Here is a 26,316-nt window from a genome sequence, read left to right as displayed (position 1 = left end):
GGGGAGGTCTGCCATAAGGACGCCTTATGGATCATTCATGCCTAGACTTCCTCCCATGAGCGCCGTGCGCGTTTTCGAAGCGGCGGCGCGACACCAAAGTTTCACGCGAGCTGCCGAGGAACTCGGCATGACGCAAGCCGCCGTCAGCTATCAGATCAAGATGCTGGAGGACCGGGTCGGCGCGCCTTTATTCATTCGTAAGCCGCGCCAAGTCGTGCTGACAGCGAAAGGACGCCAGCTTGCGCCTGCGGTCACGGAGGCGTTCGAGGCGCTTCGAACCGCTTTCGCAGAGGTGGATGAGAGCGTTCAATCTGTCTTGTCGATCGCGACGTTCACCACCTTCGCCTCAAGCTGGCTCGTTCCGCGTCTCGGGCATTTCCAAGAGATCCATCCGAGCATCGCCGTTCAGATCGCGGTGTCGGCTCAGATCCTCGATCTCAACCAGGACGAGTTCGATGTCGCCATCCGGACGGGCAAGGGCGATTGGCCCGGGATGGAATCACAGTTTCTTTTCCCGAGCCTGTTTACGCCCGTTTGCAGCCCGAAGCTGCTGTGTCAGGTCGATCTGCGGGAGCCTGCGGACTTGCTGAAGCTGCCCATCATCAGTCCGGGCGATCCATGGTGGCGGGATTGGCTTGCCGCTGCGGGAGTCGAGAACGTCGACCTGTCTGATCGCCCTGATCATTCCCTGGGCGCACAGCAATTTGAAGGTATGGCCGCCATGGCCGGGCAGGGTGTGGCGATGATAAACCCCGGCTTCTTCAGGGCCGATTTGGCTGCCGGTCGCCTCATCCAACCCTTCGATCTCATCCTCGAGGCAGACCGGAGCTATTGGCTTGTCTTCCCCAAAGCACGCCGGCGCTCCCCTAAGGTTCAGGCCTTCCGCGACTGGCTGTTGAGCGAGGTTGCGAGCGATACGGAAATGGCTGTCCCGGAGCCTGCTCCGAACAGGTGAGAGCCTCCAATAGGGCTATTCCGCGGCCTTCACCCCTGCAGTCGGTGCCTTCTTCAAATGCACGAGCCTGTCGAGGAGAGCCCGGTCATGCAGAAGGACCATACGCTCCTTTGGGTGAAGCCAGGCGATGGCGTCGTCAATGGTTTCGGCATCGACGAGCTTGGCCTCCGCGAGGGCGCGTTCGGTTTCGATGACGCCGCGCTTGCGGAGCGTCGCCGGGGGCAGCATGTCGGCGTGCCGCTGACGGAGCGCATCGTCTTCGAACAGGGCCTTCAGGCCGTCCTCATCGTCAAAGCCGAAGGCGGCGTTCCGAACCTGCAACTCATTGGCGCGCGTCGCGATGCTCGGGGGCGCATGCTCCTCCGGCGTCATGAGGAGCCCGATCTTCTTCAGCGCCAAGCCCGCCCCCAGCTGGCCGCTGAGCCAGGACAGGGGAATAGCAAGCAAAAGGCCAAGGATCGTCGGCGACATCCACAGGAACAAGGACGTCGCGATCATGAAAGCGGACAGGCCGGCGAGAACTCCGAGCACCGTGTGCGAACGATGGCGACGGATGATGTCCTTGAGCGGGATCGAGCCGTCGTCGCGGCGCTGCGGCTGCCAGCCGGTGTCGCGGCCAAGCAGGATCTGAAACACCGAGCCTGATTGAATCAGCATCAGGATTGGCGCGAGGAGGGCCGACAAAGTGATCTCTATGACCGAGGACACGACGAGACGGATCGCGCCACCGGAGGCCCGGCGATCCTTGCCGCGGAGCAACATCAGGATCAGGCCGAAGATCTTGGGCGCGAGCAGAATGCCCATTGTCAGCGCGAACAGCGCGAGAGCGCGCTCGGGGTCGAATCGCGGCCAGACCGGGTAGAGGCGGAAGTCGCGGGCGAAATATTCCGGGCGGATGTAGGTCGTCTGCAGCACCAGCGCGATACCGACGATCAACTGGAACAGCCAGAACGGCGAGGCCAGATAGGACATGATGCCGGTGGCGAAATGCTGTCGCGTCGGCAGCTTCAGCCCCTTGGCCCCGATCACCCGCGAATGCTGCAGGTTGCCCTGGCACCAGCGGCGGTCGCGCGCCGAGAGGTCGATGAGGGAGGGCGGGCTTTCCTCATATGAGCCCACGAGGTCGGGCAGCATATAGACGGACCAGCCCGCGCGGCGCAGGAAGGCCGCCTCGACGAAGTCGTGGCTCAGGATATGCCCGCCCAGCGGCGGCTTGCCCTTGAGATCCGGCAATCCGCCATGATCGGCGAAAGCCTTGGTGCGGATGATCGCGTTGTGGCCCCAATAGTTGCCGTCGCGGCCCATCCAGACGGCGAGCCCGGTCGCAATGACGGGGCCCGTCACCCGCGCTGCGAATTGCTGCAAGCGGGCGAAAAGCGTGTTGCGATTGATGATGAGCGGCAGCGACTGAATGATGCCGGAATCGGGATCGGCCTCCATCGCCGCAGCGAGGCGGGTGATGCACTCGCCCGTCATCAGGCTGTCGGCGTCGAGGACGAGCATGTGCTCGTAATGACCGCCCCAACGCGTAACAAAATCCGCGATATTTCCGGCCTTGCGATGGTAGTTTTTCGCTCGGTGACGGTAGTAGAATCGGGCATGCGGTCCGAGCCGCTCGCGTAGCGCAAGGAACGCGCGCTCCTCCGCGATCCAGGCATCCGGCTGCGTGGTGTCGGAGAGAATGAAATAATCGAAATGCGCGCCGAGCCCCGTCGCTTCGACCGATTCGAAAATGGCCTCCAAAGCCGCATAGGTGCGCGACGTCTGCTCGTTATAGACCGGCATGACGATCGCGGTGCGGTGCGACAGCGAGGAGGGCGGTCCGGCTGGGGTCTTGGGCTGCCGGAGCAGGGCAAAGAAGCCGAGAAGCGCGCTCGTGAAGGCAACCGCGATCCAGGAAAAATTAACGGTGAAGAGCGCGACCAGCACCCACTGCAGGATCGTGGTGCGGCTAACCGACACCACCTGATACATTTCGTAGGTGCCGTATCCCGTCAGCAGAAGACCGCCGCCGAACACGAAAAGACGCGCAAGCCAAGTCCCCATGCGGGGATGCTTCACAATGGCTTTCCGCTCCTGCGAAGCCGACCAGTGCCGCAGCGACTGGGTTGGCATCTCCAGACGGCTTTCGGGCGGCATCACGGAATCGGGCCGCTGAAGGGCCTCCACGTTCGAATCGGGACCTATGGTGTCCAACGATAAAGCCATGTCTCGCTAATCGGTTTCCCGCCTGCCTCAAGAATGAGACGCATCTCACACGCGTTTTCGTTGCCCGGGTCAAGCTCGAAAGCAACGCGCACCGTCTTCCGCTCTGGGTAAGGCCAGAGTTTGACGTTCTGAACGGTTCCCGGGCCGACGGTCAGCACCGGTTTCAGGTCTGCCGGCAAAGTGTCACCCAACATATCACCGGAGAAGTCCACTGCGAAGCGCCGTCTGCGGCCACCGGACCCGCGACCGACCCGGGTTGTTGCGACCGTTGCGAGAGGCGGACGCTCAGGGGGGCTCCAGCACCAATATTGCCGGTACGCGAAGGGCACTTCTGATCCGGCAGCCATCGGCGCCTTGGGCCGCCAATAGGTCAGAATGTTCTGGTTGATTTCAGCGTCTGTCGGAATTTCAAGAAGCTGCACGCTCCCCTGTGCCCAGTCGCCCAAGGGCTCGACCCAGAGGCTCGGGCGGCGTTCGAGACGCCGGTCGTCATCCTGAAACGCTTCATATGACCGTTCGCGCTGGAGCAGGCCGAAGCCCCGCGGCGCATTGTCCACGAAAGCGGAAATCTGCAGGGTCTCGGGATTATGAAGAGGGCGCCAAAGCCATTCCCCCTTGCCGTTCAGCATTTGCAAGCCGGACGATTCATAGACGGCGGGACGCATATCGTCAGCGTTGCGGCGGTCGTTGGGCCCGTAGAAATAGGTCGAGCCGATGCCGCCAAGGCCCACATGCTCCAGGTTTACGCGGGGGAAGAGAGTCGTTTCCACGTCGATGATGGTCATGTCGCCCGGTCGGAACGTCATGCGCACCGCGCCCGTGGTCGATTCGGAATCGAGCACGGCGTGGATCGTGATACCATTGCTTCCCACTGCCGGACGCTCGAGCCAGAAAGCCCGGAAGGCTGGGAATTCCTCGCCCTTGGCCTCTGCCGGTTTCAGGGTCAGCGCGCGCGCGGTGGCCCCAAATGTCTGGCCCTTCGCAATCGCGCGGAAGAAGGTTGCTCCCTGCACGATAGCGAAATCGAAGGGCGGTCCCTCGCTCGGCGTCGCGATCAGCTTAAAGCCGGAGAAACCGATATCTCCGAGCTTCTCCGGCGGCGTCAGGCGGCCATAGTCGAACTTTGAGGGGTCGAACCCGATCCGACGGACGGTGCCGTCCTCGACGAGGTAGAGATCGACCGCGTTATTGAACACGAAACCGCGATGGAGCGGCTCCACGGCGATGCCGCGCCCCTCCGTTCCCCATATCGGGGTACGAAGCGACTTAATGGAGACATACTGATCGAAATTCAGGTTCGAGAAGAAATCCGGCAGGTCATTCGGCTGTGGCACGAAGGGTTTGCGCGCAAGCTGCCGCGCAATATCCGTTACATTGGCCGGATCGAAAGACTGATTGTCGCCCATTCGCGCGGAAATGACCGCTTGAGGGGTCTGAGCCCGAGCAGCAGGCGCGAAAGCGAGCCCGACGGCGGAAACGCCGATATAGGCGAGCATATCACGCCGGCGAGGATGGAAGGGGGACGAAAACCCCGGCGGAACCGGCACGGCGATACTCTTGTCTGTACGAGGCTTCTCAGCCAGTAAAAGGGAATCTCCATACATATCGTCAATCGTGAGCGTGAAGTAAACGAGTTGGTGACGCAAACGGCCTCATGTCCCATGGAATGATTGCCGAATTCCCCACTCTGAGTTAGCTCCACTGCAAACCCCTACCGGAATGCAATTTTATGACATCATCTGCTTCTCCGACGACGGCCTCCTCCCGCACTTGCCTCGCCATCGTGCTGGCGGCTGGCGAGGGTACGCGGATGAGATCCGACAGACCCAAGGTTCTTCACGAGGTGGCCAACCGCTCGATGCTGGGCCACGTCCTGGCGACCGTGAAGGCCGCGGGCGCGACCGACATCGCCGTCGTCATCGGACCGGACCGAGAGGACGTCGCCGAGGAGGCACGCAAGGTTCTCTCGGGGGCGAGGATTTACGTTCAACGGGAGCGGCTGGGCACCGGTCATGCGGTCCTCAGCGCCCGCGAGGCCCTGGAGCAAAAGCCAGACGACGTCATTGTTGCCTATGCGGATACCCCGCTCGTCAGCACCGAGACCTTCGCCAAGCTGCGCGCGCCGCTCGCTAATGGCGCGGGTGTGGTCGGGCTCGGCTTCGATGCCAAGGACCCGACGGGCTATGGCCGCTTTCTCATGTCGGGCGATCAGTTGCTCGACATTCGCGAACACAAGGATGCCACCGAGGCGGAGCGGGCCATTACGCTCTGCAATGCCGGATTGATGGCATTTCGCGGCGAGGTCGGGCTGCCCGTCCTGGACAAGGTCGACAACAAGAATGCCAAGGGCGAATACTACCTGACGGATATTGTTGCTATCGCGCGCCAGCTTGGACATCCCACCGCTGTCGTTACGGTTGCGGAGGAAGAGGTTCACGGCGTTAACGATCGCGCGCAGCTTGCCGCGGCCGAGCGCATGCTTCAGGACCGCTTGCGCCAGCAGGCCATGTTGGCCGGCGTGACCCTTGTGGCCCCGGAGACTGTCTTCTTCAGCCACGACACCAAGCTGGGGCGCGACGTGGTGGTCGAGCCGCATGTGGTCTTCGGGCCGGGCGTCGTCGTCGAGGATCGCGCTGTCATTCACAGCTTCAGCCATCTTGAGGGCGCTCGCATCGCGTCGGGCGCGGGAATCGGCCCATTCGCGCGTCTGCGGCCAGGCGCGTCCATCGGGTCGAAGGCCAAGGTCGGGAATTTCGTCGAGATCAAGAACGTGGAACTCGGCGCGGGCGCGAAGGTCGGCCACCTGACCTATCTCGGCGATGCAAACGTGGGCGCGAACGTGAATATCGGCGCAGGCACCATCACCTGCAATTATGACGGGTTCAGCAAATACCGCACCGAGATCGGGGAGGGCGCCTTCGTGGGCTCCAATTCCTCGCTCGTCGCCCCAGTTACCATAGGGAAGGGCGCGTTCGTGGGGTCGGGATCCGTCATCACCGAGAGCATTCCCGACAACGCCCTCGGTCTCGGTCGCGGCCGCCAGATCGTCAAGGAAGGATGGGTCACCGCCTTCCGTGAGAAGGTCAGCGCGAACAAGAAAAAATGATACCGCGTGTCACAATCGGTCACGCAAGTTGATTTGAGTAGAAGCGGCAGCCTCGGTAGCAGAGCTGCAAGCTTAACCGTTAAAAAGCGATCAGAGGACGATCTAAAGCATGTGCGGAATCGTTGGAATTGTCGGTAAAACGCCCGTCGCTCCTCAGATCGTCGAGGCGCTGCGGCGGCTTGAGTATCGAGGTTACGACTCTGCCGGCGTCGCTACACTGGAAGGTGGAAAGCTTGATCGCCGCAGAGCGGAGGGAAAGCTTCGCAATCTTGAAACGAAGCTGTCTCAGGCCCCTCTTGGGGGCATTATCGGAATCGGCCATACCCGTTGGGCAACCCACGGCAAGCCGAACGAGACGAATGCCCATCCCCATGCGACCGACAAGCTTGCTGTTGTCCATAACGGCATCATCGAAAATTTCCGCGAGTTGAAGACCGGACTTGAGGCCAAGGGCATCATTTTCGAGACGGAGACCGACACGGAGGTCGTGGCCCAGCTCGTAACCTACGAAATGCGCCAGGGCCGCCCGCCGATTGAAGCCGTCGCCGTGACGCTGCCCCGTCTGCGGGGCGCCTTCGCGCTCGGGTTTTTGTTCTCCGGTGAGGATGATCTCATGATCGGAGCGCGCCACGGTGCGCCGCTCGCCGTCGGGTACGGTGAGGGTGAGATGTATCTCGGCTCCGACGCGCTGGCTCTCGCGCCCTTTACCGACGAGGTCGCCTATCTCGACGATGGCGATTGGGCGATCCTCAGCCGAGGCGGCGCGGATATCCGCGACGAGGCGGGGCGAATGGTTCAACGCACCCGCCATAAGATCCAAAGCGGTTCGTTCATCGCCGATAAGGGCAACTATCGCCACTTCATGGCGAAGGAAATTCACGAGCAGCCGGAGGTCGTCGGCCGCACGCTCGCCCACTACGTGAACTTCTCCGCCGGACGGGTCGAGCTGCCCTTCGAGCTTCCGTTCGATTTCAAGGATCTGAAGCGCATTTCGATTTCGGCCTGCGGCACCGCCTACCTCGCGGGCCTCGTCTCGAAATATTGGTTCGAGCGGCTCGCGCGCATCCCGGTCGAGATCGATGTGGCATCTGAATTCCGCTACCGCGAAGCGCCGCTGGAGCCCGGGAGCCTCGCGCTCTTCGTCTCCCAGTCCGGCGAAACCGCCGACACGCTGGCATCCCTGCGTTACGCCACTGCCGAGAAGCAGCACACGGTGTCTGTGGTGAACGTCCCCACCTCCACCATGGCTCGGGAAAGCGGTGTGATCGCTCAGACGCTTGCGGGCGTGGAAGTCGGCGTCGCTTCGACGAAGGCATTTACGTGCCAGTTGACGGTTCTTCTCACTCTCGCCATTGCCGCCGGTCGGGCGCGCGGCACTTTGAGCGCCGAGCACGAGAAGGAACTGGTGGATGCGCTGATCGGCGTGCCAGGCCTGATGAGCGAGGCGATGAAGCGCGAGCACCAGGTCGAGATCCTGGCGCGCGAACTCTCCAAGGCGAAGGATGTGCTCTATCTCGGACGCGGCACGTCCTATCCGCTCGCGCTCGAAGGTGCGCTGAAGCTCAAGGAAATCTCGTACATCCACGCCGAGGGCTATGCGGCAGGCGAGTTGAAGCACGGCCCCATCGCGCTCATCGACGAAACCATGCCGGTCATCGTCATTGCGCCGCATGACAATGTGTTCGAGAAGACCGTTTCCAACATGCAGGAAGTCGCAGCGCGTGGCGGGCGGATCATCCTGATCACGGATGAGAAGGGCGCTTTGGAAGCCGGCCTCGACACCATGGCGACGATCGTGATGCCGTCCGCGCATCCCATCGTCGCGCCGATCTTGCATTCGGTGCCGATCCAGTTGCTGGCCTATCACACGGCCGTCTTCATGGGCAAAGACGTCGACCAGCCGCGCAATCTCGCGAAGTCGGTGACGGTGGAATAAGCCGTCATTCCGGGTTCGCGTAGCGGGGCCCTGAACCCATAACACTGACATTATCCGGATGAGAAGCGACAGCTATCGTTGCGCTCTGTCCGCAAGCGTTAGCGTGGCTCTCGCCTTCGCTCGTCCCTGAATGACGCGGGAGGGTGTCATTCCAGGGTCGCGACGAAAAACGCTGCCTCTACCCCGCCCGCAACAGGCGGATCGCGGAATCCCGCTCGAACAGGTAGAGCAGGACGCGCAAGGCGCGTCCGCGCTCGCTGGTCAGCTCGGGATCTCGCTCGACGATCAGGCGCGCATCGTCACGCGCGGCGGAAAGAAGCTCACCGTCCACCTCCAGGCGTGCGAGCTTGAACCCGGGCAAGCCTGACTGGCGAGTGCCCAGAACCTCGCCTTCGCCGCGCAGGCGTAAATCTTCCTCCGCGATGCGGAAGCCATCCTCTGTCTCGCGCATCATTTCGAGCCGCGCCTGGGCGGTCTGTCCGAGCGGTCCCTTATAGACAAGCAGGCAGGTCGAGGCGCGCGAGCCGCGTCCAATACGGCCGCGCAACTGGTGCAATTGCGCGAGGCCGAACCGCTCCGCGTGTTCAATGACCATGATCGTGGCCTGCGGCACGTCCACGCCGACCTCGATGACGGTCGTCGAGACAAGGATCTTGGTTTCGCCGCGGGCGAACCGCTCCATGGCGGCGTCCTTGTCCTTGCCCGCAAGCTTGCCGTGTACGAGGCCGACCTGATCGCCGAAGATGCTCTTGAGCTGCTCATGGCGCTCCTCGGCGGCCGCGAGGTCGACCGTCTCGGATTCTCCCACGAGCGGGCAGACCCAATAGACCTGATCGCCGTTCTCTAGCGCCCGCCCCATGGCGCCGATCACTTCGTCCAGCCGCTCGATGGAGATCAGCTTGGTCGCGATGGGTTTGCGGCCCGCCGGTTTCTCGCTCAGCACCGACACGTCCATGTCGCCGAAATAGGTGAGCGCCAAGGTGCGCGGGATCGGCGTCGCGGTCATGACGAGAATGTCGACGGCCTCACCCTTTGACCCGAGCGCGAGCCGCTGATGCACGCCGAAGCGATGCTGCTCATCAACGACCGCAAGTCCCAGATCATGGAAGGCGACGCCTTCCTGAAACAAAGCATGGGTCCCGACGATGATCTGGATGCTGCCATCCGCGAGCCCCGCCAGAACGGCTTTGCGCTCCGCGCCTTTATCGCGCCCCGTGAGGAGCGCGATAGTCAGGCCCACATCGCGGGCAAGGGGCGCAATCCGCTCGAAATGCTGGCGCGCAAGGATTTCGGTCGGGGCCATGAGAGCCGCCTGACGTCCGGCCTCGATGGCGCTCGCCATGGAAAGAAGCCCGACCACGGTTTTGCCTGAGCCCACATCGCCCTGGAGGAGGCGCAGCATGCGCTTGTCCGCGACGAGATCGTGGCGGATGTCCTCGATGGCTTGAGCTTGGGATCCCGTCAGGCCGAAGGGCAGGGCACGCTTTAGTTTCCCGACCAGATGCCCGTCGCCTGCATTCACGCGCCCCGGCAGACGGCGCATGCGGCTTCTGACCAGGGCAAGCGCGAGTTGCGAGGCCAGCAATTCGTCATACGCGAGGCGTCGGCGCTGGGCCGATTTGGCAAGCGCTTCCTCGGAGACCTGCGCAGCGCTTCCCGGCTTGTGAAGGGCGAGGAGCGCAGCGCCGAAATCAGGCAAGGCGTTTCGCTCCAGCCACGCGGCGTCCTGCCATTCGGGCAGACGCGGCACCTTGTCCAAGGCGGCCCCGATATAGCGTCCGACCATGCGGGAAGAGATTCCCTCTGTCAGGCCGTAGATCGCCTCGACCGGTGGCAGATCCGCGATCCCGCGCTCGTCCAAGATCCGGTCCGGGTGGACCATCTGACGGGTGGTATCCCACAGCTCGATCTTGCCCGAGACATAGCGCCGCTCGCCAACCGGCAGCAGCTTTTCAAGCCGGGCCTTGTGGCCGTTGAAGAACACCAGAACCACATCGCCGGTCTCATCCTCAACGAGAATGCGATAGGGGGCGCGGCGGCCGGGAGGCGGGGGGCGGTGCGCGACGACGGTCACGGCTAGCGTCACTGGCTCGCCGATGGGTGCATCGGCGATGGAGCCCTTCATCTCCCGGGTAATACCCCCGGTCGGGATATGGAACAGAAGGTCCATGACCCGCGCCGGGCGGCCGGGCTCGCCCAGCAGGCGGTCCAGCAGGGGCGCGATTTTGGGTCCGACGCCGGGGAGCGTGGTGGCCGGAGCAAAAAGCGGGTCGAGGATGGAGGGGCGCAATGACATTCAAACGGGTAGTAAGTCAGGTTGAGATGTTTATATAGCGGCGAAGCCGCCTTGTGGCGACGCCATCCTCAACCCATTAGGAGCATCTTCATGAGCGGGACCACACGGACCAGCGCCGAGCTCGATGTCCGGCGTCGACAGATTCTCTTTCGCGCCTGGCACCGGGGCATGCGGGAGATGGACCTGATCATGGGCCGCTTCGCCGATGCGGAGATCTCGAACCTGTCCGAAGAGGATTTGGCCGAGTTCGAGCGGCTGATCGAGGTTCTTGATCGCGATCTGCTCGGTTGGATCACCGGGGAGGCGCAGACGCCGGAAAACTACGACACGCCCCTTTTCCACCGCCTGAAAGCCTTTCATTCGCACACCTCGCCGATCCACGTCTGACCTTCCCAGAGACCCGACTATCCGCCATGAAGTCTGCTTTGATCCGCGCCCTGGAAGCCCTCAAGAAGGGCGAGAGTCTAACGCTGTCCAGCGTTCCGGACGGCTTCGATGCGCTCGCCATCGGCGATCTGGCGCGGGGCTTGTCGGGTCATGTCGAGGGGCCGGCCGTACTGGTCCACGTCGCCCGCGATGGGCAGAGGCAGCAGAATTTCGCCAACAGCCTCGGCTTCATCGCGCCTGAGATCGAGATTCTGCCGTTCCCGGGCTGGGATTGCCAACCCTATGACCGGGTGTCGCCCAACGCCGCCGTGACGGCACAACGCATGACGACACTGGCACGGCTGGCGCGCTCCAAGACCTCCGAGGATCGCCCGCGCATTCTCTCGACGACAGTGAACGCCCTGGTCCAGCGCGTGCCGCCTCGCGCCCGCATCGCGGCGGAGACGTTTTCAGCTGCGCCCGGCAATGTGGTCGACACCACGCTTCTGGTGAGCTGGCTCGAAACCAACGGCTTCCTACGCACCGGCACCGTCCGCGATACCGGCGAATACGCGGTTCGCGGCGGCATCATCGATCTCTACCCGGCAGGTCTTCCCAATCCCGTCCGCCTCGATTTCTTCGGCGACGCGCTGGAATCGATCCGCGCCTTCGACCCGGAGACGCAGCGTACGGTCGGCACGCTGCGCTCGCTCGATCTCGTTCCCATGAGCGAGGTGCAACTCACCACCGAGAGCATCAAGCGCTTCCGTCAGGCTTATATCGCGGCTTTCGGAGCACCGACCCGCGACGACCGGCTCTATGAGGCGATCAGTGAGGGGCGGCGCTATCCCGGTCTGGAGCATTGGCTCCCCCTGTTCCATGACCGCCTCGATACGCTGCTCGATTATGTGCCCGGCATTCCGGTGATTTTCGATGCCTTGGCCGATGATGCTGCCGCTGAACGGTTGTCTCAGGTCAAGGATTACTACGATGCACGGCGCGAGGGCATGGGCCAGAACCAGCCCGGCGTCGCGCCTTATCGGCCGCTCGCACCGGATGCGCTCTATTTCAAGCCCGAGGAATGGGCCGGGCGGACGGCCGGTCTTCCCCTCGCGCGCCTGACCCCATTCGCCGTTCCAGCCGGCGAGGGGCGCAACGTTATCGATTGCGACGCGCGCCGAGGCCGCAACTTCATCGCCGAGCGGGCGGACGAAAACGCGAATGTATTCGAGGCCGTCATCGGCCATATCCGCGACCTGCAAAAGGCGGGTAAACGCGTAATCCTGGGTGCGTGGTCAGATGGCTCGCGCGAGCGTCTCACCCACGTGCTGCAGGATCACGACTTAAGGCAAACCAGACCCATCGCGCGCTTTTCCGACGCCATGGCCTATCCGCGAAACGAAATTCCGGTTGGTGTCTGGAGCCTCGAATCCGGCTTCGAGGCCGGCGATCTCGCCGTCATCAGCGAGCAGGATATTCTGGGCGACCGCCTCGTGCGCCAAAAGCGCAAGGCGAAGCGTCCGCAGGATTTTCTCACCGAGGTCGCGGCGCTCACCCCCGGCGATCTTGTGGTGCATGTGGATCACGGCATCGGGCGCTTCGAGGGACTGAAGACCATCGAGGCAGCGGGCGCGCCACATGATTGCCTCGAGCTTCACTATGCGGGCGGCGACCGCCTGTTCCTGCCCGTCGAAAACATCGAACTCCTGACCCGCTATGGGTCGGAGGAGATGGAGGTCCAGCTCGACAAGCTCGGCGGCGGAGCCTGGCAGGCGCGCAAGGCGCGCCTCAAGAAGCGCATCCGCGAGATGGCCGGTGCGCTGATGAAGATCGCCGCCGCGCGCATCCTGAAGGAAGCGCCGCGCCTGACGCCGCCGGAAGGGCTCTATGACGAGTTCTCTGCCCGCTTCCCTTATGAGGAAACCGAGGACCAGCTCAACGCCATCGACGCGGTTCTTGATGACATGGCCTCGGGCCGCCCGATGGATCGCCTCGTCTGCGGCGATGTGGGTTTCGGCAAGACCGAGGTTGCCTTGCGCGCCGCTTTCGTCGCGGCGATGAACGGCAAACAGGTCGCCATCGTCGTGCCGACGACGCTCCTGGCGCGCCAGCACCATAAGACCTTTTCCGAGCGCTTCCGTGGCCTGCCGCTCACCGTTGCTCAGGCTTCCCGCTTTGTGCCCGCCGCTGAGATGAAGAAGGTGAAGCAGGGCCTTGCGGATGGCTCTGTCGACATCATCGTGGGAACCCACGCCCTGCTCGCGAAGTCCATTGAATTCAAGGACCTCGGCCTCATCATCGTCGACGAGGAGCAGCATTTCGGCGTGACCCACAAGGAGCGCCTGAAGGAATTGCGCGCCGAGGTGCACGTGTTGACCCTCTCGGCGACGCCGATCCCGCGCACGCTGCAACTGGCGCTGACCGGGGTGCGCGAGCTTTCGCTCATCACGACGCCGCCGGTCGATCGTCTGGCGGTGCGCACCTTCATCACACCCTTCGATCCGTTGCTGATCCGCGAGGCGCTTTTGCGCGAACGCTATCGCGGAGGGCAGGCGTTCTATGTGGTGCCGCGTCTCGATGACCTCGGCGATGTCAAAGCCTTCCTCGACAAGGAAGTACCGGAGGCGAAGGTCGCGGTCGCGCACGGCCAGATGGCGGCGGGTCAGCTCGAAGATGTCATGACCGCGTTCTATGAGGGCAAATACGACATCCTGCTCTCGACGACGATCGTGGAATCCGGCCTCGATATTCCGACCGCGAACACGCTCATCGTCCACCGGGCGGATATGTTTGGCTTGGCGCAGCTCTATCAGCTCCGTGGCCGCGTCGGGCGCTCGAAGACGCGCGCCTATGCGCTGTTCTCCGTGCCCGCGAACAAGCCGATGACGGTTCAGGCCGAGCGCCGTCTGAAGGTTCTGCAAACCCTCGATACCCTGGGCGCAGGCTTCCAGCTCGCGACGCACGATCTCGACATTCGCGGCGCAGGCAATCTCCTGGGCGAGGAGCAGTCGGGCCATATCAAGGAGGTCGGTTACGAGCTCTATCAGCAGATGCTGGAGGAGGCCGTGGCCCAATTGAAGGCGGGCATCGAGGAGCCGGCCGAGGATCAATGGTCGCCGACGATTTCGGTCGGTTCGCCGGTGATGATTCCGGAAAGCTACGTGCAGGATCTGCAACTGCGCCTCGGGCTCTACCGCCGCCTGTCGACCCTGGAGACGGATGCGGAGATCGATTCCTTCGGCGCGGAGCTTATCGACCGGTTCGGGCCTTTGCCGTCCGAGGTCGATCAGCTTCTCAAGATCATGGCGATCAAGGTGCTCTGCCGCCGCGCCAATGTGGAGAAGGTCGATGGCGGCCCGAAGGGCATCATTGTCTCCTTCCGCGACAATTCCTTCGCCAACCCCAACGGGCTCGTGGCCTATGTCGCCGAGCAAGCCTCTTTCGCCAAGGTGCGGCCCGACATGAAGATCGTCTTCATCCGCGATGTCGAAACGCCGGATGAGCGGATCAAAGCCTCAACCACGATTCTGCGCAGCCTCGTGCGCATCGCGGAGAAGAAAGCCGCCTGACGATGATCGAAGCCTTTCCGGGCCCCATCCCCGATGGGCCCTGGGCGGTTCCAGGTTACGGTTGCCGTCTATCAGGCGCGGGCACAGTCGCGGACATTCGGCCTATTTCGTGACCGACGAAACCCCGACTGTCATCGAAAATGCGGCCTTCGGACTGCTCTCCAGATGAATTAAAGGCCGACGGCGTGGGCCCCGAGCTCGTTCTGAAGGACCGAGGCGATGCCGGTCATTCCGGCGGTCAGAATGACCGGCACGCCGCTCGACGACAGCGTTTTACGGAGGCGGCGGGCCAGATCCTGGAAACGCTGACGTTCAGACAAATCAGCGCGGCGCGGCATCTGCAGCAGAACGGCGACTGGGCTCGGCATGGTGGCAAGAACCTCGTCCGCCGCTTCGAGAGGCGTGGTTACGCTTGCAAATCCCAACTCGGCGAGTTCCACGGACAGAGCGCCTTCGCAAGCGCGCTCGCCGTTATCGACGACCAGAATTTTCTGCAATCCGTTCATAGCGATACCCTGCGGCGACACGTGATGGCAAAGATGGACGGCGTGTCCTTTAACGCCTCACAGGGATCCTTGTTTCACTCCCAGCCTGAACGCAAGCTCAACGGTTTGCGTGCTTTTGTTTCATAATCCGGCGCGCTGCGGCTAACGCCACCAGAAATCGATGTTTGTTCCGAAAAGTGGTGTCTGCGGCGGGTGCTTGAGGTTGCTATCATAGGCAAGCCATTGATCCCCGATGTAAAATAGCGGCACCACATAGAAACCGGACAGCAAAATCCGATCGAGCGCGCGCGCCGCCGACACGAAATCCCCGCGGCTCTTTGCCTCCAGAATCGCATCGATCATGGCGTCTATCGCCGGATTGGTTGCTCCCGAATAGTTCGCCGAGCCGCTCCTCTTGGCTGCGGATGAACTCCAGCGGTTGCGCTGTTCGTTCCCCGGCGATGCTGTGACCGGCCAGACCCATTGGATCATGTCGAAATCGAACTGCGCCAATCGACGCCAATATTGGACATCGTCGACAAGGCGCACGCGGGCCTCGATACCCAGCCGCATCAGGGTTTGAGCGAAATTGAGCGCGAGCCGTTCCTGCGGGCGGGAATTGACCAGCATTTCGAATACGAATGGCTCGCCGGTCCCTTTCTTGCGGAGGACGTTATTGTCCAGGGTCCAGCCTGCTTCGCCGAGGAGGGCAAGCGCGCGGCGCGCGGCCTCGCGATCGCGACCCGATCCGTTGGACGAGAAGGGCGACCATTTGCCTTCGAGAATTTCTTTTGTGACGGTGCCCGGAAACCGCTCCAGAAGCGTGCGCTCTCGCTCATTCGCGGGCCGCCCGGCCGAAGACAGGTCGGATCCCGCGAAGTAGCTGTCGGATCGCGTCAGCAGGCCGAAGAACAGGTTGCGGTTCACCCAATCGAAATCAAAGACGTAGCCAAGGGCTTCGCGGATTCGAGGATCATTGAAATGCGCGCGGCGCGTATTGAAGACGAAGCCGTTCATACCCTTCGGCAGCCGGATCGGCACGGTTTCTCGGACGACACGGCCGCTTGTCACTGCCGGGATGTCGTAACCCGTGGCCCAGCGACCGGGGTCGCCTTCGATCCGAAAATCATAAAGTCCTGCCTTAAAAGCCTCGAATAAAGTATTGGCATCGCGATAAAAATCGTACCGAATCTCTTCGAAATTATAGAGCCCGCGCGTGACCGGCAGATCTTCACCCCAATAGTCGTGCCGGCGGGTCAGCACGACTCTCTCGCCCGGCTTGACCTCCGTGATCGCGTAAGGCCCCGAACCGATCGCCGGCGTCAGGGTGGTTTTCGCGAAGGTCTCCGGGTTCGTCGCATGGGCCGGGAAGATGGGCATGGTTGCGATGATGAGCGGCAATTCCCGGTCATTCGAACCGGAGAGGTCGAAGCGGATACGCTGCGGATTCTCGACCTGAACGGCCTTCACCTGAGCAAAGCTCGACCGGTGGAAGGGTTTGCCGTCCTTCTTCAACAGCTCAAAGGTGAAGCGCACATCCTCCGCCGTGAGCGGCTTGCCATCGGAGAAGCGGGCCCTCGGGTCGAGATTGAAGGTCACGGAACTACGGTCGTCCGGCATCTCCGCCGAGCGGGCGACAAGCCCATACACAGTAAAGGGCTCATCGAGCGAGCGCAGCATCATGCTTTGCAGCACGTATCGCGGCACCACGTCCGGGGCGACGCCCAGGACGATCAGCGGATTGAGGCTGTCGTAGGAACCTTGCAGCGCGAGAGTGATTCGGCCACCTTTCGGCGCGTCCGGATTGGTGTAGGGGAGGTGGTCGAACCCCGAAGCAAGAGCCGGCTCCCCATGCATGGCGATGCCGTGCCGCAGCGTATCCGCCTTCGGCGCGGAACCTAGCCCGAGGCCAGCCACGGCAATAACTGTGAATATCCCAAATACGCGACGAAGATGGAAGCCCATGGCGCTCCTGGCCTTAAACGGCGATTTATCAGGCTGGATATTATAAAGAAAGTTGGCCCGAGCGACTGGAAACATAGCCCATGAAAGGTTAAAGGAGCCCCACACGTCATGTCTTCGCCCTAATCGGCAAAGATTCACCGTTCCATTGAAGGTTACGAACCGCGCCGAGCCATACGGCCCATTCGAGAGCCGTCCTTCCGACTGAAGAGGATCTACGACATGTCATTCGCGTCCCGCCTCGCGAGCTTCGGGGGCACCCGTGGCCTGGCGACCGCCATGGCCCTTCTCGTGAGCGCACCCGTTCTGGCGCAGACCGCGCCGCGCCCGGCTGCACCTGCCGCCGCTCCCGCCGCCCAACCGAAGCCCGCTGTGCCCGCTCCGGCGCAGCCCGGCCAGCCCCCGCAGGGTAACGGCCCGATGGTCGTTCAGGTCAAGGCAGAGCCTTCGCAGCCGGAATGGACGAAAGTCTGCGGCAAGGACCAGGGTACGAACTCCGAGATCTGCTACACCACCCGCGACTTCGTGTCGGATCAGGGCCAGCCCGTCCTCGCCGTGGCCCTCTACGACGTGAAGGGCCAGCAGGCGCAGAAGATCGTGCGCTTCCTGATGCCGCTCGGTCTGCTCCTGCAGCCCGGCATCCGCTTCGCGGTTGACCAGGGCCAGCCGACCGACGGCAAATACGCGGTCTGCTTCCCCAACGGCTGCTTTGCTGAAGCTCCGGTGAAGGACGACTTCATCGCCGCCCTCAAGAAGGGCTCTTCCTTGAACGTCAGCGTGCAGAATCAGGCTGGCCGCCTGGTAACCTTCGCGGTTCCCGCCGCCGGCTTCGGCAAGGCTTTCGACGGCCCGGCGATCGACCCGAAGGTGCTCGAAGAGCAGCAGAAGAAGCTTCAGGAAGAACTCGAGAAGAAGAGCGAGGAACTCCGTAAGCAGCTCGGAAATTCTGCCGCTCCGGCGGGCGCAGCTCCGGCCGCTCCGAAGCCCTGAGCTCGACTTCCAGATCAGATGACAAACGCCGGGCTCAACGCCCGGCGTTTTCGTTTTCAAGAGCGCGTTCTCACGCAGAACCGGTTCCCGCTTGCGCGGAAGATGCTCTAGTTCGTAAGGATCGGCTTGGCGCGGTACAGGCCGCTTTGATCCAAGGTGAACATTTCTCCGATCAAGGGATTGCGCAGCGGCTCGCTCGAGTGATCGAGAAGAAGGTTTTGCTCGGAAACGTAGGCGATATACTCGGTTTCGGCATTCTCGGCGAAGAGATGATAGAACGGCTGCTCCTTGGGAGGCCGAATCTCTTCGGGGATCGCGAGCCACCACTCCTCCGTGTTGTCGAATTCGGGGTCGACATCGAAAATCAGCCCCCGGAATTCAAATAACCGGTGCCTGACCACTTGGCCGATCGAGAATTTGGCTGAACTCGCTTTCATGGGGATGCACTCCTAAACCCGCATATAGCGATCGGGGCCGCCATCTCCAAATGACACCACGTCACAATCGAGAGATCGCGGGGAAGCGGCGGATTTCGCTGAAGGAGTGTTGCGTTTTCGGACTAGGAGGCTCCCGACAGGCGGGATTGTCCCATCGTGGGAAGCTTGGCAGAAGAGCTTGCCCCCGTTTTCCGCGTCCTCGGAGCCCGCGATGTCCGACCTGATCGGGCTTTTCAATCTGCTCGCCCCCTTTTTCGGCCTCATCGGCCTCGGCTTTTTCTGCGGCAAGATGGTCAAACAACCCGAATCCGGGCTCGCCTGGATGCAGTTCTTCCTCATCTACGTGGCTCTGCCGTGCCTGTTCTTCCGGCTCATTGCCGACAAGCCGCTCGATCAACTGACGAACTGGTCATTCGTCGCCGCCACGACGCTCTCGACATTCTGCGCGTTTGTGCTCTCGTTTTCTGCCGGATGGCGGCACACCAGGGATCTTCCGCAATCCGTCATGCAGGGCGTGGCCGGGTCTTATTCCAATATCGGTTATATGGGGCCGCCGCTGATCCTGGCGGCGCTCGGTCAGGCGGCTAGCGCGCCCGTCGTACTGATCTTCGTGTTCGACAATCTGCTGCTGTTTTCCCTGGTGCCGCTTCTCATGTCCGTCGCCGGGGTCGAGAAACTCAGCCTCGGTGCGACGATCCGGCGGATTATCTGGAGGGTTGTGACGCACCCCTTCAACGTCGCGTCGGCGTTGGGCGTCTCCGCGAGCTATCTGCACCTCGAATTGCCGGTGGCGCTCAACCAGATGGTCACTTGGCTGTCAGGGGCGGCGGCTCCCTGTGCCCTGTTCATCCTTGGCGTGACGGTTGCGATGCGGCCCTTGCTCCGCATCCCCGGCGAAGTTCCGGCGCTCGTCTTCATCAAGTTGATTCTGCACCCGCTCTTCGTGTGGGTGCTGCTGTCGGCCGTCGGCGATTTCGGACCGACCTGGACCTATGCGGCGATCACGATGGCGGCGCTTCCGCCCGCCTTGAACATCTTCGTCATCTCGACCCAGTACAATGTCGGGGTCGAGCGTGCCTCGGCCTGCGTGCTGATCGGAACGCTTGTTTCGATGGCGACCCTGACCGTGCTTCTCTACGTGATCAGCATTGGCGCGTTGCCCTACGACCTGTTCCCCTAGATCGCATTCAGGCAGCGACGCCCTGCATCAGACGGGGCGCCCCCACATGCGGAAGGACGCCTTCCTTCATGACGACCCGCCGCAGCGGGCCGATATTGCTGATCGCCAGAAGTCCCGCTCCTCGCAGGAAGTCGGCCGGGATCATGCCTGAGAGGAGCGTGCGGTTCAGGCCGTCAACGGCGGCTGACCGCAGGCGCACGTCGAGATCGCGGCCGCGTTGGTATTGGCGCAACGTCTCATCGACTCCGGGCTCGTGGCCGTTGTCGTGCGCATCCACGACCGCATCGCGGAGGGAGGCGACGTCGCGAAAACCGAGATTCAGGCCTTGCGCCCCGATGGGTGGGAAGACATGGGCCGCCTCGCCGACGAGGGCCATGCGGGGCGACTGGAAGCGGCTGACGGATAGACCGCTCATGGGCACGAGACCGCGCGGACCATCGATACGCATGGCGCCAAGAAGCGACTGCGCCTGCCGCTCGATGGCGCGGGCGAGGGCGGTGTCGTCGAGAGCGGCGAGACGCTGAGCGTCCTCCGAACTGGTCACCCAGACGAGGCTCGATCTGCGCCCCGGCAGCGGGACGAGGGTGAAGGGGCCGTGACGGGTGTGAAATTCGGTCGAGGTCTCGCGGTGATCCCGCTCATGGGCCAAAATCGCCGTCACCGCCGATTGCGGATAGGACCATGTCTTGACCTCGATCCCAGCGATCTCGCGCAGTTTCGAGTTCCGCCCATCGGCCGCGACGACGAGGTGGGCCTTGAGTGTCTCGCCGGTCACCAACGTGATGGAGGCTGCAGCCTCATCGACCTCGAAGCCCGTCGCCTGCTGGGCGAGGAGCGTCAGACAATCGTAATCCTTCGCCGCGGCCGTGAGCTTTTCGACGAGCGTGGCGTTTTCGATATTCCAGCCGAAGGCATCGAGGCCGATTTCGCGGGACGTGAAGGCGACCGGAGGCGGCCGGAAGAGGCTTCCCGTATCGTCGATGATCCGCATGGTTTCGAGGGGGGCCGCCTCGGCGCTGATCGCGGGCCAGACGTCGAGTGCTTCGAGAAATCGGACTGATCCGTTGAGAAGGGCGACCGTTCGGCCGTCCCGTCGCGCATCGAGGCCTCCAACGAGGACCGTCTTGAAGCCGTCGCGGGCGAAGGCGAGGGCGGCGCTGATGCCGACCGCTCCCGCCCCGACGATGGCGATGTCATAAATGTCTTCAGTCACCGGCTTCTCTCACGACCAAGCTGTGGACGGATTGCAGACTCACAATAAACCATGCATTCGCCATTGCCGACCTACGTGGCAAATCCCTATGATTGGTCCACTCGGTAATGTCGATCCTGGGCGGTTTTTATTCGAGACCACCCGGTCGATCATCCAAGATTCTTATGTCTTTAGCCGTCCTCAACCCTTCAAGTTAGAGCGTAGTGCGTGCAGGCAGACGTTTCACCCTCGGGACCGCCCCTCGTCGAACTTAAGGGAATCAGCAAGCGCTACGGCGATCTTCTGGCCAATGACGGCATCAACCTTGCCATTCAACCCGGTGAAATTCACGCTCTCTTGGGCGAAAACGGGGCGGGCAAGTCGACGCTGGTGAAAATACTTTACGGTGTCATCGAGCCCACCGCCGGTGAGATCCTGTGGGAGGGCCGTCCGGTCTTCCTGTCGTCCCCGGTCGAGGCGAGGGCTCTTGGTCTTGGGATGGTCTTCCAGCACTTTTCCCTGTTCGACGAGCTGACCGTTGCGGAAAACATCGCCGTCGCCCTTTCCGACGATTGGAGCCTCGCCACCGTCCGCAGCAAGTTGGGCGACATCAGCCAGGCTTACGGGCTGGCTCTGGAACCGGACCGCGCCGTGTGGACCCTTTCGGCGGGTGAGCGGCAGCGCATCGAGATCATCCGCTGCCTGCTTCAGAACCCTCGACTGCTGATCCTCGATGAGCCGACCTCCGTTCTGACCCCGCAGGAGGCCGAACATCTCTTCGTCACCCTGGACAAGCTCTCGGCGGATGGCTGTGCGATCCTCTATATTTCCCACAAGTTGGAAGAGGTGCGCCGTCTCTGCCGCAGCGCGACGATTCTTCGGGGAGGGCGATTCGTCGCCTCGATCGACCCGCGCGAGCGCAGCGCAAGGGATATCGCGGCGCTGATGGTCGGCAACGAGGTCGGAGAAGTCCGCACCGGCACGCCTCATGTGCCGAAAGGTGAAATGCTGACGGTGAGGCATCTTTCCATGCCGTCAGGCGGCCTGCACGGGCAGGCGCTGGACGACATCAACCTGATCGCCAAGGCGGGCGAAATCGTCGGCATCGCGGGCATCGCGGGCAATGGTCAAAGCGAGCTGTTCGCGGCTTTGTCCGGCGAGCGGCTGGCCGATAAGGCCGAGGCCGTGGTCATCGCGGGCAAGAGCTGTGGCGGGGTCGATATCGACAGCCGCCGCCGTCTCGGCGCTGCCTTTGTGCCCGAGGAGCGCTTGGGGCACGCGGCCGCGCCGACGCATCGCTTGAGCGAGAATACGCTCATTTCCCATGCAGCGGCGGAAGTCAGCCGCTCAGGTTTCATCCTGCTCAATGCCGCCAAGCGGCTCGCCCGCGCGATCATCAAAACCTTCGATGTCCGCGCGCCGGACGGTGACCCTCAGGCGCGCAAGCTGTCCGGCGGCAACTTGCAAAAATTCGTCATCGGCCGGGAAATCATCCGCCATCCAAAACTCCTCGTCGTCGATCAACCGACCTGGGGCGTCGATGCGGGCGCGGCACGGCTGATCCGTCAGGCGCTGGTCGATCTTGCGGGCGAAGGCAGCGCGGTGGTGGTCATCAGCCAGGACCTCGATGAGTTGTTCGAGGTCGCGGACCGGATGGCGGTTATTCACCAAGGCCGCTTGAGCGCGCTTAAACCGATCAACGAATGGACCAAGGAAGCGGTCGGCCTCGAAATGCTTGGCGTCGCGCAATCTCAAGGGGCGGCCCATGCGGTTTGAGCTGACGCCCCGCCCCACGATCTCGCCTGTCATGAGGACGCTCGCGCCGGTCGCGGCCTTCGTCACGGCCTTCCTGATTGCCGGCCTCGTCATTTGGCTCATGGGCCGTTCGCCGATCGCGGCGTTCCAGGTCTACGTCAGCCAACCCTTGAGCGATCCGTGGGCGCTGCAAGAGCTTCTGGTGAAAGCGACGCCGCTCGCGTTAATCGCCATTGGCCTGTCCTATTGCTTCCGGGCCAATTTCTGGAACATCGGCGCGGAAGGCCAGTATGTCATGGGAGCGATCCTCGGCAGCTGGCTGGCGCTCAAGACCCATGGAACGGACGCCGGCTTCTGGGTGATGCCGGCGATGCTCGTTCTCGGCATTATGGGCGGGGCTCTTTACGGCCTCATCCCGGCCTTCCTGAAAACCCGGTTCGGCGTCAATGAGATCCTGACCAGCCTTATGCTTGTCTATGTGGCGCAGCTTGTTCTCGATTATCTGGTGCGCGGGCCCTGGCGTGACCCGAAGGGTTTCAACTTCCCGCAATCGGTGACGTTCGACCCGGCCGCGACCTTGCCTCTGCTGGGCGAGGGAAGCCGCGTCCATTACGGGACGATCTTCGCCCTGGTCGCAGTCCTCGTGACTGCCATCGTGCTCGGCCGAACCCTCTTCGGCTATCGCCTCAAACTCACGGGGGATGCGCCCCGCGCGGCCCGTTTTGCCGGGTTCAACGCCAAGCGCACGACGATGGCCGTGTTTGCGATTTCAGGCGGTCTCGCGGGCCTCGCGGGCATCAGCGAGGTTTCTGGCCAGATCGGGCAGTTGCAGCCATCGATCTCGCCCGGATACGGATTTACGGCGATCACCGTCGCCTTCCTCGGACGGCTCAACCCCATCGGCATTCTTGTCGCATCGCTTGTTGTCGCTTTGACCTTCATCGGCGGAGAGAGCGCGCAGATCCTGCTCAAACTGCCGCTCGATCTCACGCAGGCCTTCCAAGGCATTCTCTTGCTCTGCGTGCTTTCGGCGGATGCCCTGGTGAGCCACCGCATTCGGTTCGTGACACGGGGAGGGCGCAAGTGACCACTTTCGAAGCCATTCTGCTGACCATCGTCACCGCCTCCACGCCGCTGCTCATCGCCGCTCTCGGCGAATTGGTGACGGAACGGTCCGGCGTCCTCAATCTCGGCGTCGAGGGCATGATGGCGATGGGCGCGGCCTGCAGCTTCGCCGCCGCCGTCACGTTCGATTCCACCCTCCTCGGTGTCGGTGCAGGCATCCTCGCGGGCGCATTGATGTCAGCCCTCTTCGCGCTCGTGGTGCTCGGATTCGCCGCCAATCAGGTGGGCTCAGGCCTCGCCTTGACGATCCTTGGCCTTGGGCTTTCCGGCCTCATCGGCGCGCCGTTCGTGGGTGCGCGCCGCGATCCAGTGGCACCCATCTCCATTCCCGGCTTGAGCGATCTGCCCATCGTCGGTCGCCTCTTTTTCGGGCAGGATCTCTTCGTCTACGTTTCCATCGCGCTCACCGTCGCCGTCGCGTATTACCTCACGAAGACCCGTTCCGGACTGACGCTGCGCTCCATCGGCGAGAACCACGCTTCGGCCCATGCGCTTGGGTTGCCGGTGTGGCGGATGCGGTTTCTGGCGATCCTGTTCGGTGGGGCCTGCTCCGGCTTGGCCGGGGCTTATCTGTCGCTCGTCTATACGCGCTTCTGGTCCCCGAACATGACCGCTGGTCGCGGATGGATCGCGCTGGCGCTGGTGGTCTTCGCAGCTTGGCGGCCGGGTTGGGCCCTGATCGGCGCGTATATTTTCGGTGCGGCGACAGTCCTGCAACTTCATGCCCAGGCGGCCCAGTTCGGCGTGCCGTCCCAACTTCTGTCGGCGGTGCCGTATCTGGCGACGATTCTGGCCCTTCTGCTCCTGTCGCTTCGTCACGGCAGAGCTGTTGGGGCCCCCGGTTCGCTGGGTGCGCCTTTCGTGCCTGACCGATAATCAAAGCGGTGATAATGTGGGCATCAGGGCAGTTGCCAGGAGTGCCCGGACCTGCAACGGATGACCGGAATCTAAACCTGAGGGGAGCGACTATGTTTTCACGGAGTCTCATCGGCGCTTTGGCGGGAGCTACGGCTCTGGCGCTGTCGGCGGGCGGCGCAGCCGCTCAGCAGAAGCTGAAAGTCGGCTTCATCTATGTGGGCCCTGTCGGCGATTACGGCTGGAGCCATCAGCACGATGTCGGCCGCAAAGCCATCGAGAAGGCCTTCGGCGACAAGGTCGAGACGACCTATGTGGAGAGCGTTCCGGAGGCCGATTCCGAGCGCGCCATCGAGCAGCTCGCCCGCACCGGCCACGGCCTGGTCTTCACGACGTCTTTCGGCTTCATGGAGCCGACCCTGAAAGTCGCCAAGAAGTATCCCAACGTTAAGTTCGAGCACGCCACGGGCTTCAAGCGCGCGCCCAACGTCTCGACCTATGCGGCGAAGTTCCACGAGGGCCGCTATATCATCGGCCAGATCGCCGCCAAGATGTCGAAGTCAGGCACGATCGGCTATGTCGGCGCGTTCCCGATCCCGGAAGTCGTCGCGGGCATCAACTCGTATTTCCTCGGCGCCCAGTCGGTTAACCCGAACATCAAGATCAAGGTTGTGTGGGCAAATTCCTGGTACGACCCGGCGAAGGAAGCTGACGCGGCCAAGGCTCTGCTCGACCAGGGCGTGGATGTGGTCGCCCAGCACACCGACAGCCCGGCTCCGCTGCAGGCTGCCGAAGCGCGCGGCAAGTTTGGCTTCGGCCAAGCCTCCGACATGGCGCAGTTCGCGCCCAAGGCCCAGCTGACCGCCATCATCGACAACTGGTCCGACTATTACGTCGCCCGCACCAAGGCCGTTCTCGACGGCACCTGGAAGTCGGAAGACACCTGGGACGGCCTGGCTCAGCACGCGGTCGTGATGGCCCCCTACAAGAACATGCCCGACGACGTGAAGAAGATGGCCGAGGAGACCGAGGCCGCCATCAAGTCCGGCAAGCTCAACCCCTTCAAGTGCCCTGTTCTCAAGCAGGACGGCTCGCAGGTCGAGTGCAAGGGCAATGGTGCTCTGTCCGACGAGCAGGTGCTCGGCATGAATTTCTATGTGAAGGGCATCGACGACAAGCTGCCGCAATAAGCGACAGCGTTTTCACAACGAGGCAGCCGAGCGATCGGCTGCCTTTTTTCATGAGGGTGGCCTATGAATGCGCCGCTGAAGCCGACGGAAACCGACATCTTCATCGTCGTCGATGTCCAAAATGACTTTTTGCCCGGCGGCGCGCTCGCCGTGCCGGACGGCGACGCGGTCATCGCGCCCATCAACAAAATGGCGAAAGCCTTCCGCCATGTGGTGTTGACCCAGGACTGGCACCCGAAGGGACATGCCTCCTTCGCTTCCAGCCATGCGGGCAAAAAACCCTTTGAGATGATCGAATTGCCTTATGGCCCGCAGGTTCTGTGGCCCGATCACTGCGTCCAAGGCACGCGGGGAGCCGAGATTGCGCGCGAACTCGATATTCCGCATGCGCAACTCGTGATCCGCAAAGGGCACAACTCTCAGATTGACAGTTATTCCGGGTTCAAGGAGGCCGACCGCAAGACCGGCACCGGGCTTGCTGGATACCTGCGCGAGCGCGGGTTCAACCGTGTCTTCGTCGCGGGCCTCGCCACGGATTTCTGCGTCGCCTGGACGGCCCTCGACGCAAAGGCCGCCGGGTTCGACACCTATCTGATCGAGGATGCGTCCCGAGCTATCAACGCGAACGGATCGCTCGCGCGGGCTCTGGACGATCTGAAGACTGCGGGCGTTCACACCATCAACAGCGCTCAGATCGTCGGTTCTTAAG

The 26,316-nt window shown here is 62.7% G+C and carries 19 protein-coding genes; 12 read left to right on the top strand and 7 right to left on the bottom strand.

Going from position 1 to position 26,316, the window contains the following annotated elements:
• Positions 1–37 precede the first annotated feature (37 nt).
• Positions 38–955: a transcriptional regulator GcvA gene (gcvA, locus tag I2H38_RS14415; protein WP_196272560.1), complete on the top strand. Its 918-nt coding sequence runs from the start codon at positions 38–40 to the stop codon at positions 953–955.
• 15 nt (positions 956–970) lie between these two features.
• Here gcvA and mdoH read toward each other — a convergent pair whose 3' ends face one another.
• Both mdoH and I2H38_RS14405 read right to left on the bottom strand, forming a co-directional pair.
• Positions 971–3,163, bottom strand: a complete 2,193-nt coding sequence (gene mdoH / locus I2H38_RS14410) for a glucans biosynthesis glucosyltransferase MdoH (RefSeq protein ID WP_196272559.1) — start codon at positions 3,161–3,163, stop codon at positions 971–973.
• Positions 3,139–4,710 (bottom strand): glucan biosynthesis protein, encoded by a 1,572-nt coding sequence (locus I2H38_RS14405; protein WP_324617408.1) that lies wholly within the window; start codon positions 4,708–4,710, stop codon positions 3,139–3,141. Before I2H38_RS14405 ends, mdoH begins: the two co-directional genes overlap by 25 nt.
• 182 nt (positions 4,711–4,892) lie before the next feature.
• Between I2H38_RS14405 and glmU the strand changes: the two genes are divergently transcribed.
• Together glmU and glmS are read left to right on the top strand one after the other, a co-directional pair.
• Positions 4,893–6,269 carry a bifunctional UDP-N-acetylglucosamine diphosphorylase/glucosamine-1-phosphate N-acetyltransferase GlmU gene (gene glmU, locus I2H38_RS14400; protein ID WP_196272558.1) on the top strand — a complete coding sequence of 459 codons (1,377 nt, stop codon included), beginning with the start codon at positions 4,893–4,895 and terminating at the stop codon, positions 6,267–6,269.
• 109 nt (positions 6,270–6,378) lie between these two features.
• Positions 6,379–8,205 carry a glutamine--fructose-6-phosphate transaminase (isomerizing) gene (gene glmS / locus I2H38_RS14395; protein ID WP_196272557.1) on the top strand — a complete coding sequence of 609 codons (1,827 nt, stop codon included), beginning with the start codon at positions 6,379–6,381 and terminating at the stop codon, positions 8,203–8,205.
• A gap of 178 nt (positions 8,206–8,383) precedes the next feature.
• Here glmS and recG read toward each other — a convergent pair whose 3' ends face one another.
• Positions 8,384–10,501, bottom strand: a complete 2,118-nt coding sequence (gene recG, locus I2H38_RS14390; protein ID WP_196272556.1) for an ATP-dependent DNA helicase RecG — start codon at positions 10,499–10,501, stop codon at positions 8,384–8,386.
• Between the two features lie 90 nt (positions 10,502–10,591).
• On the opposite strand from recG, the gene I2H38_RS14385 reads away from it, so the two are divergent.
• Together I2H38_RS14385 and mfd are read left to right on the top strand one after the other, a co-directional pair.
• Positions 10,592–10,888, top strand: a complete 297-nt coding sequence (locus tag I2H38_RS14385; protein ID WP_196272555.1) for an FAD assembly factor SdhE — start codon at positions 10,592–10,594, stop codon at positions 10,886–10,888.
• A gap of 26 nt (positions 10,889–10,914) precedes the next feature.
• Positions 10,915–14,436, top strand: a complete 3,522-nt coding sequence (gene mfd, locus I2H38_RS14380; RefSeq protein WP_196272554.1) for a transcription-repair coupling factor — start codon at positions 10,915–10,917, stop codon at positions 14,434–14,436.
• Between the two features lie 170 nt (positions 14,437–14,606).
• Here mfd and I2H38_RS14375 read toward each other — a convergent pair whose 3' ends face one another.
• On the bottom strand, positions 14,607–14,942 hold the full coding sequence (locus I2H38_RS14375) for a hypothetical protein (protein ID WP_196272553.1): 336 nt from the start codon (positions 14,940–14,942) through the stop codon (positions 14,607–14,609).
• Positions 14,943–15,083: 141 nt separating this feature from the next.
• Complete coding sequence (locus I2H38_RS14370) at positions 15,084–16,886, bottom strand: extracellular solute-binding protein (RefSeq protein WP_196272552.1); 1,803 nt, start codon at positions 16,884–16,886, stop codon at positions 15,084–15,086.
• A 219-nt stretch (positions 16,887–17,105) separates the two neighbouring features.
• Between I2H38_RS14370 and I2H38_RS14365 the strand changes: the two genes are divergently transcribed.
• Entirely contained in the window at positions 17,106–17,873 is a 768-nt protein-coding gene (locus tag I2H38_RS14365; protein WP_407664077.1) for an invasion associated locus B family protein, read from the top strand.
• A 107-nt stretch (positions 17,874–17,980) separates the two neighbouring features.
• On the opposite strand, the gene hspQ is transcribed toward I2H38_RS14365, so the two are convergent.
• Positions 17,981–18,310 (bottom strand): heat shock protein HspQ, encoded by a 330-nt coding sequence (gene hspQ / locus I2H38_RS14360; protein WP_196272551.1) that lies wholly within the window; start codon positions 18,308–18,310, stop codon positions 17,981–17,983.
• Positions 18,311–18,521: 211 nt separating this feature from the next.
• On the opposite strand from hspQ, the gene I2H38_RS14355 reads away from it, so the two are divergent.
• A complete protein-coding gene (locus I2H38_RS14355; protein ID WP_196272550.1) occupies positions 18,522–19,490 on the top strand; it encodes an AEC family transporter in 969 nt (322 codons plus the stop codon).
• A gap of 7 nt (positions 19,491–19,497) precedes the next feature.
• On the opposite strand, the gene I2H38_RS14350 is transcribed toward I2H38_RS14355, so the two are convergent.
• Positions 19,498–20,703, bottom strand: a complete 1,206-nt coding sequence (locus I2H38_RS14350; RefSeq protein ID WP_196272549.1) for a UbiH/UbiF family hydroxylase — start codon at positions 20,701–20,703, stop codon at positions 19,498–19,500.
• A 207-nt stretch (positions 20,704–20,910) separates the two neighbouring features.
• Here I2H38_RS14350 and I2H38_RS14345 point away from each other — a divergent pair, with 207 nt between their 5' ends.
• The 5 genes from I2H38_RS14345 to pncA all read left to right on the top strand — a co-directional run bounded on the left by I2H38_RS14345 (position 20,911) and on the right by pncA (position 26,315).
• Positions 20,911–22,458, top strand: coding sequence for an ABC transporter ATP-binding protein (locus tag I2H38_RS14345; protein WP_196272548.1), 1,548 nt, complete (start codon positions 20,911–20,913; stop codon positions 22,456–22,458).
• Positions 22,448–23,524: an ABC transporter permease gene (locus I2H38_RS14340; protein ID WP_196272547.1), complete on the top strand. Its 1,077-nt coding sequence runs from the start codon at positions 22,448–22,450 to the stop codon at positions 23,522–23,524. The genes I2H38_RS14345 and I2H38_RS14340 overlap by 11 nt, the downstream gene beginning before the upstream one ends.
• A complete protein-coding gene (locus tag I2H38_RS14335; protein ID WP_196272546.1) occupies positions 23,521–24,438 on the top strand; it encodes an ABC transporter permease in 918 nt (305 codons plus the stop codon). The genes I2H38_RS14340 and I2H38_RS14335 overlap by 4 nt, the downstream gene beginning before the upstream one ends.
• A gap of 92 nt (positions 24,439–24,530) precedes the next feature.
• Positions 24,531–25,607, top strand: a complete 1,077-nt coding sequence (locus I2H38_RS14330) for a BMP family ABC transporter substrate-binding protein (protein ID WP_196272545.1) — start codon at positions 24,531–24,533, stop codon at positions 25,605–25,607.
• A gap of 63 nt (positions 25,608–25,670) precedes the next feature.
• Complete coding sequence (pncA, locus tag I2H38_RS14325; RefSeq protein WP_196272544.1) at positions 25,671–26,315, top strand: bifunctional nicotinamidase/pyrazinamidase; 645 nt, start codon at positions 25,671–25,673, stop codon at positions 26,313–26,315.
• Position 26,316 lies beyond the last annotated feature (1 nt).

Source organism: Microvirga alba (genome assembly GCF_015694465.1).
In the GTDB taxonomy this organism is placed as follows: domain Bacteria; phylum Pseudomonadota; class Alphaproteobacteria; order Rhizobiales; family Beijerinckiaceae; genus Microvirga; species Microvirga alba.
Note: the sequence above shows the minus strand (reverse complement) of the source record. Positions and strands in the feature narration are given on the sequence as shown.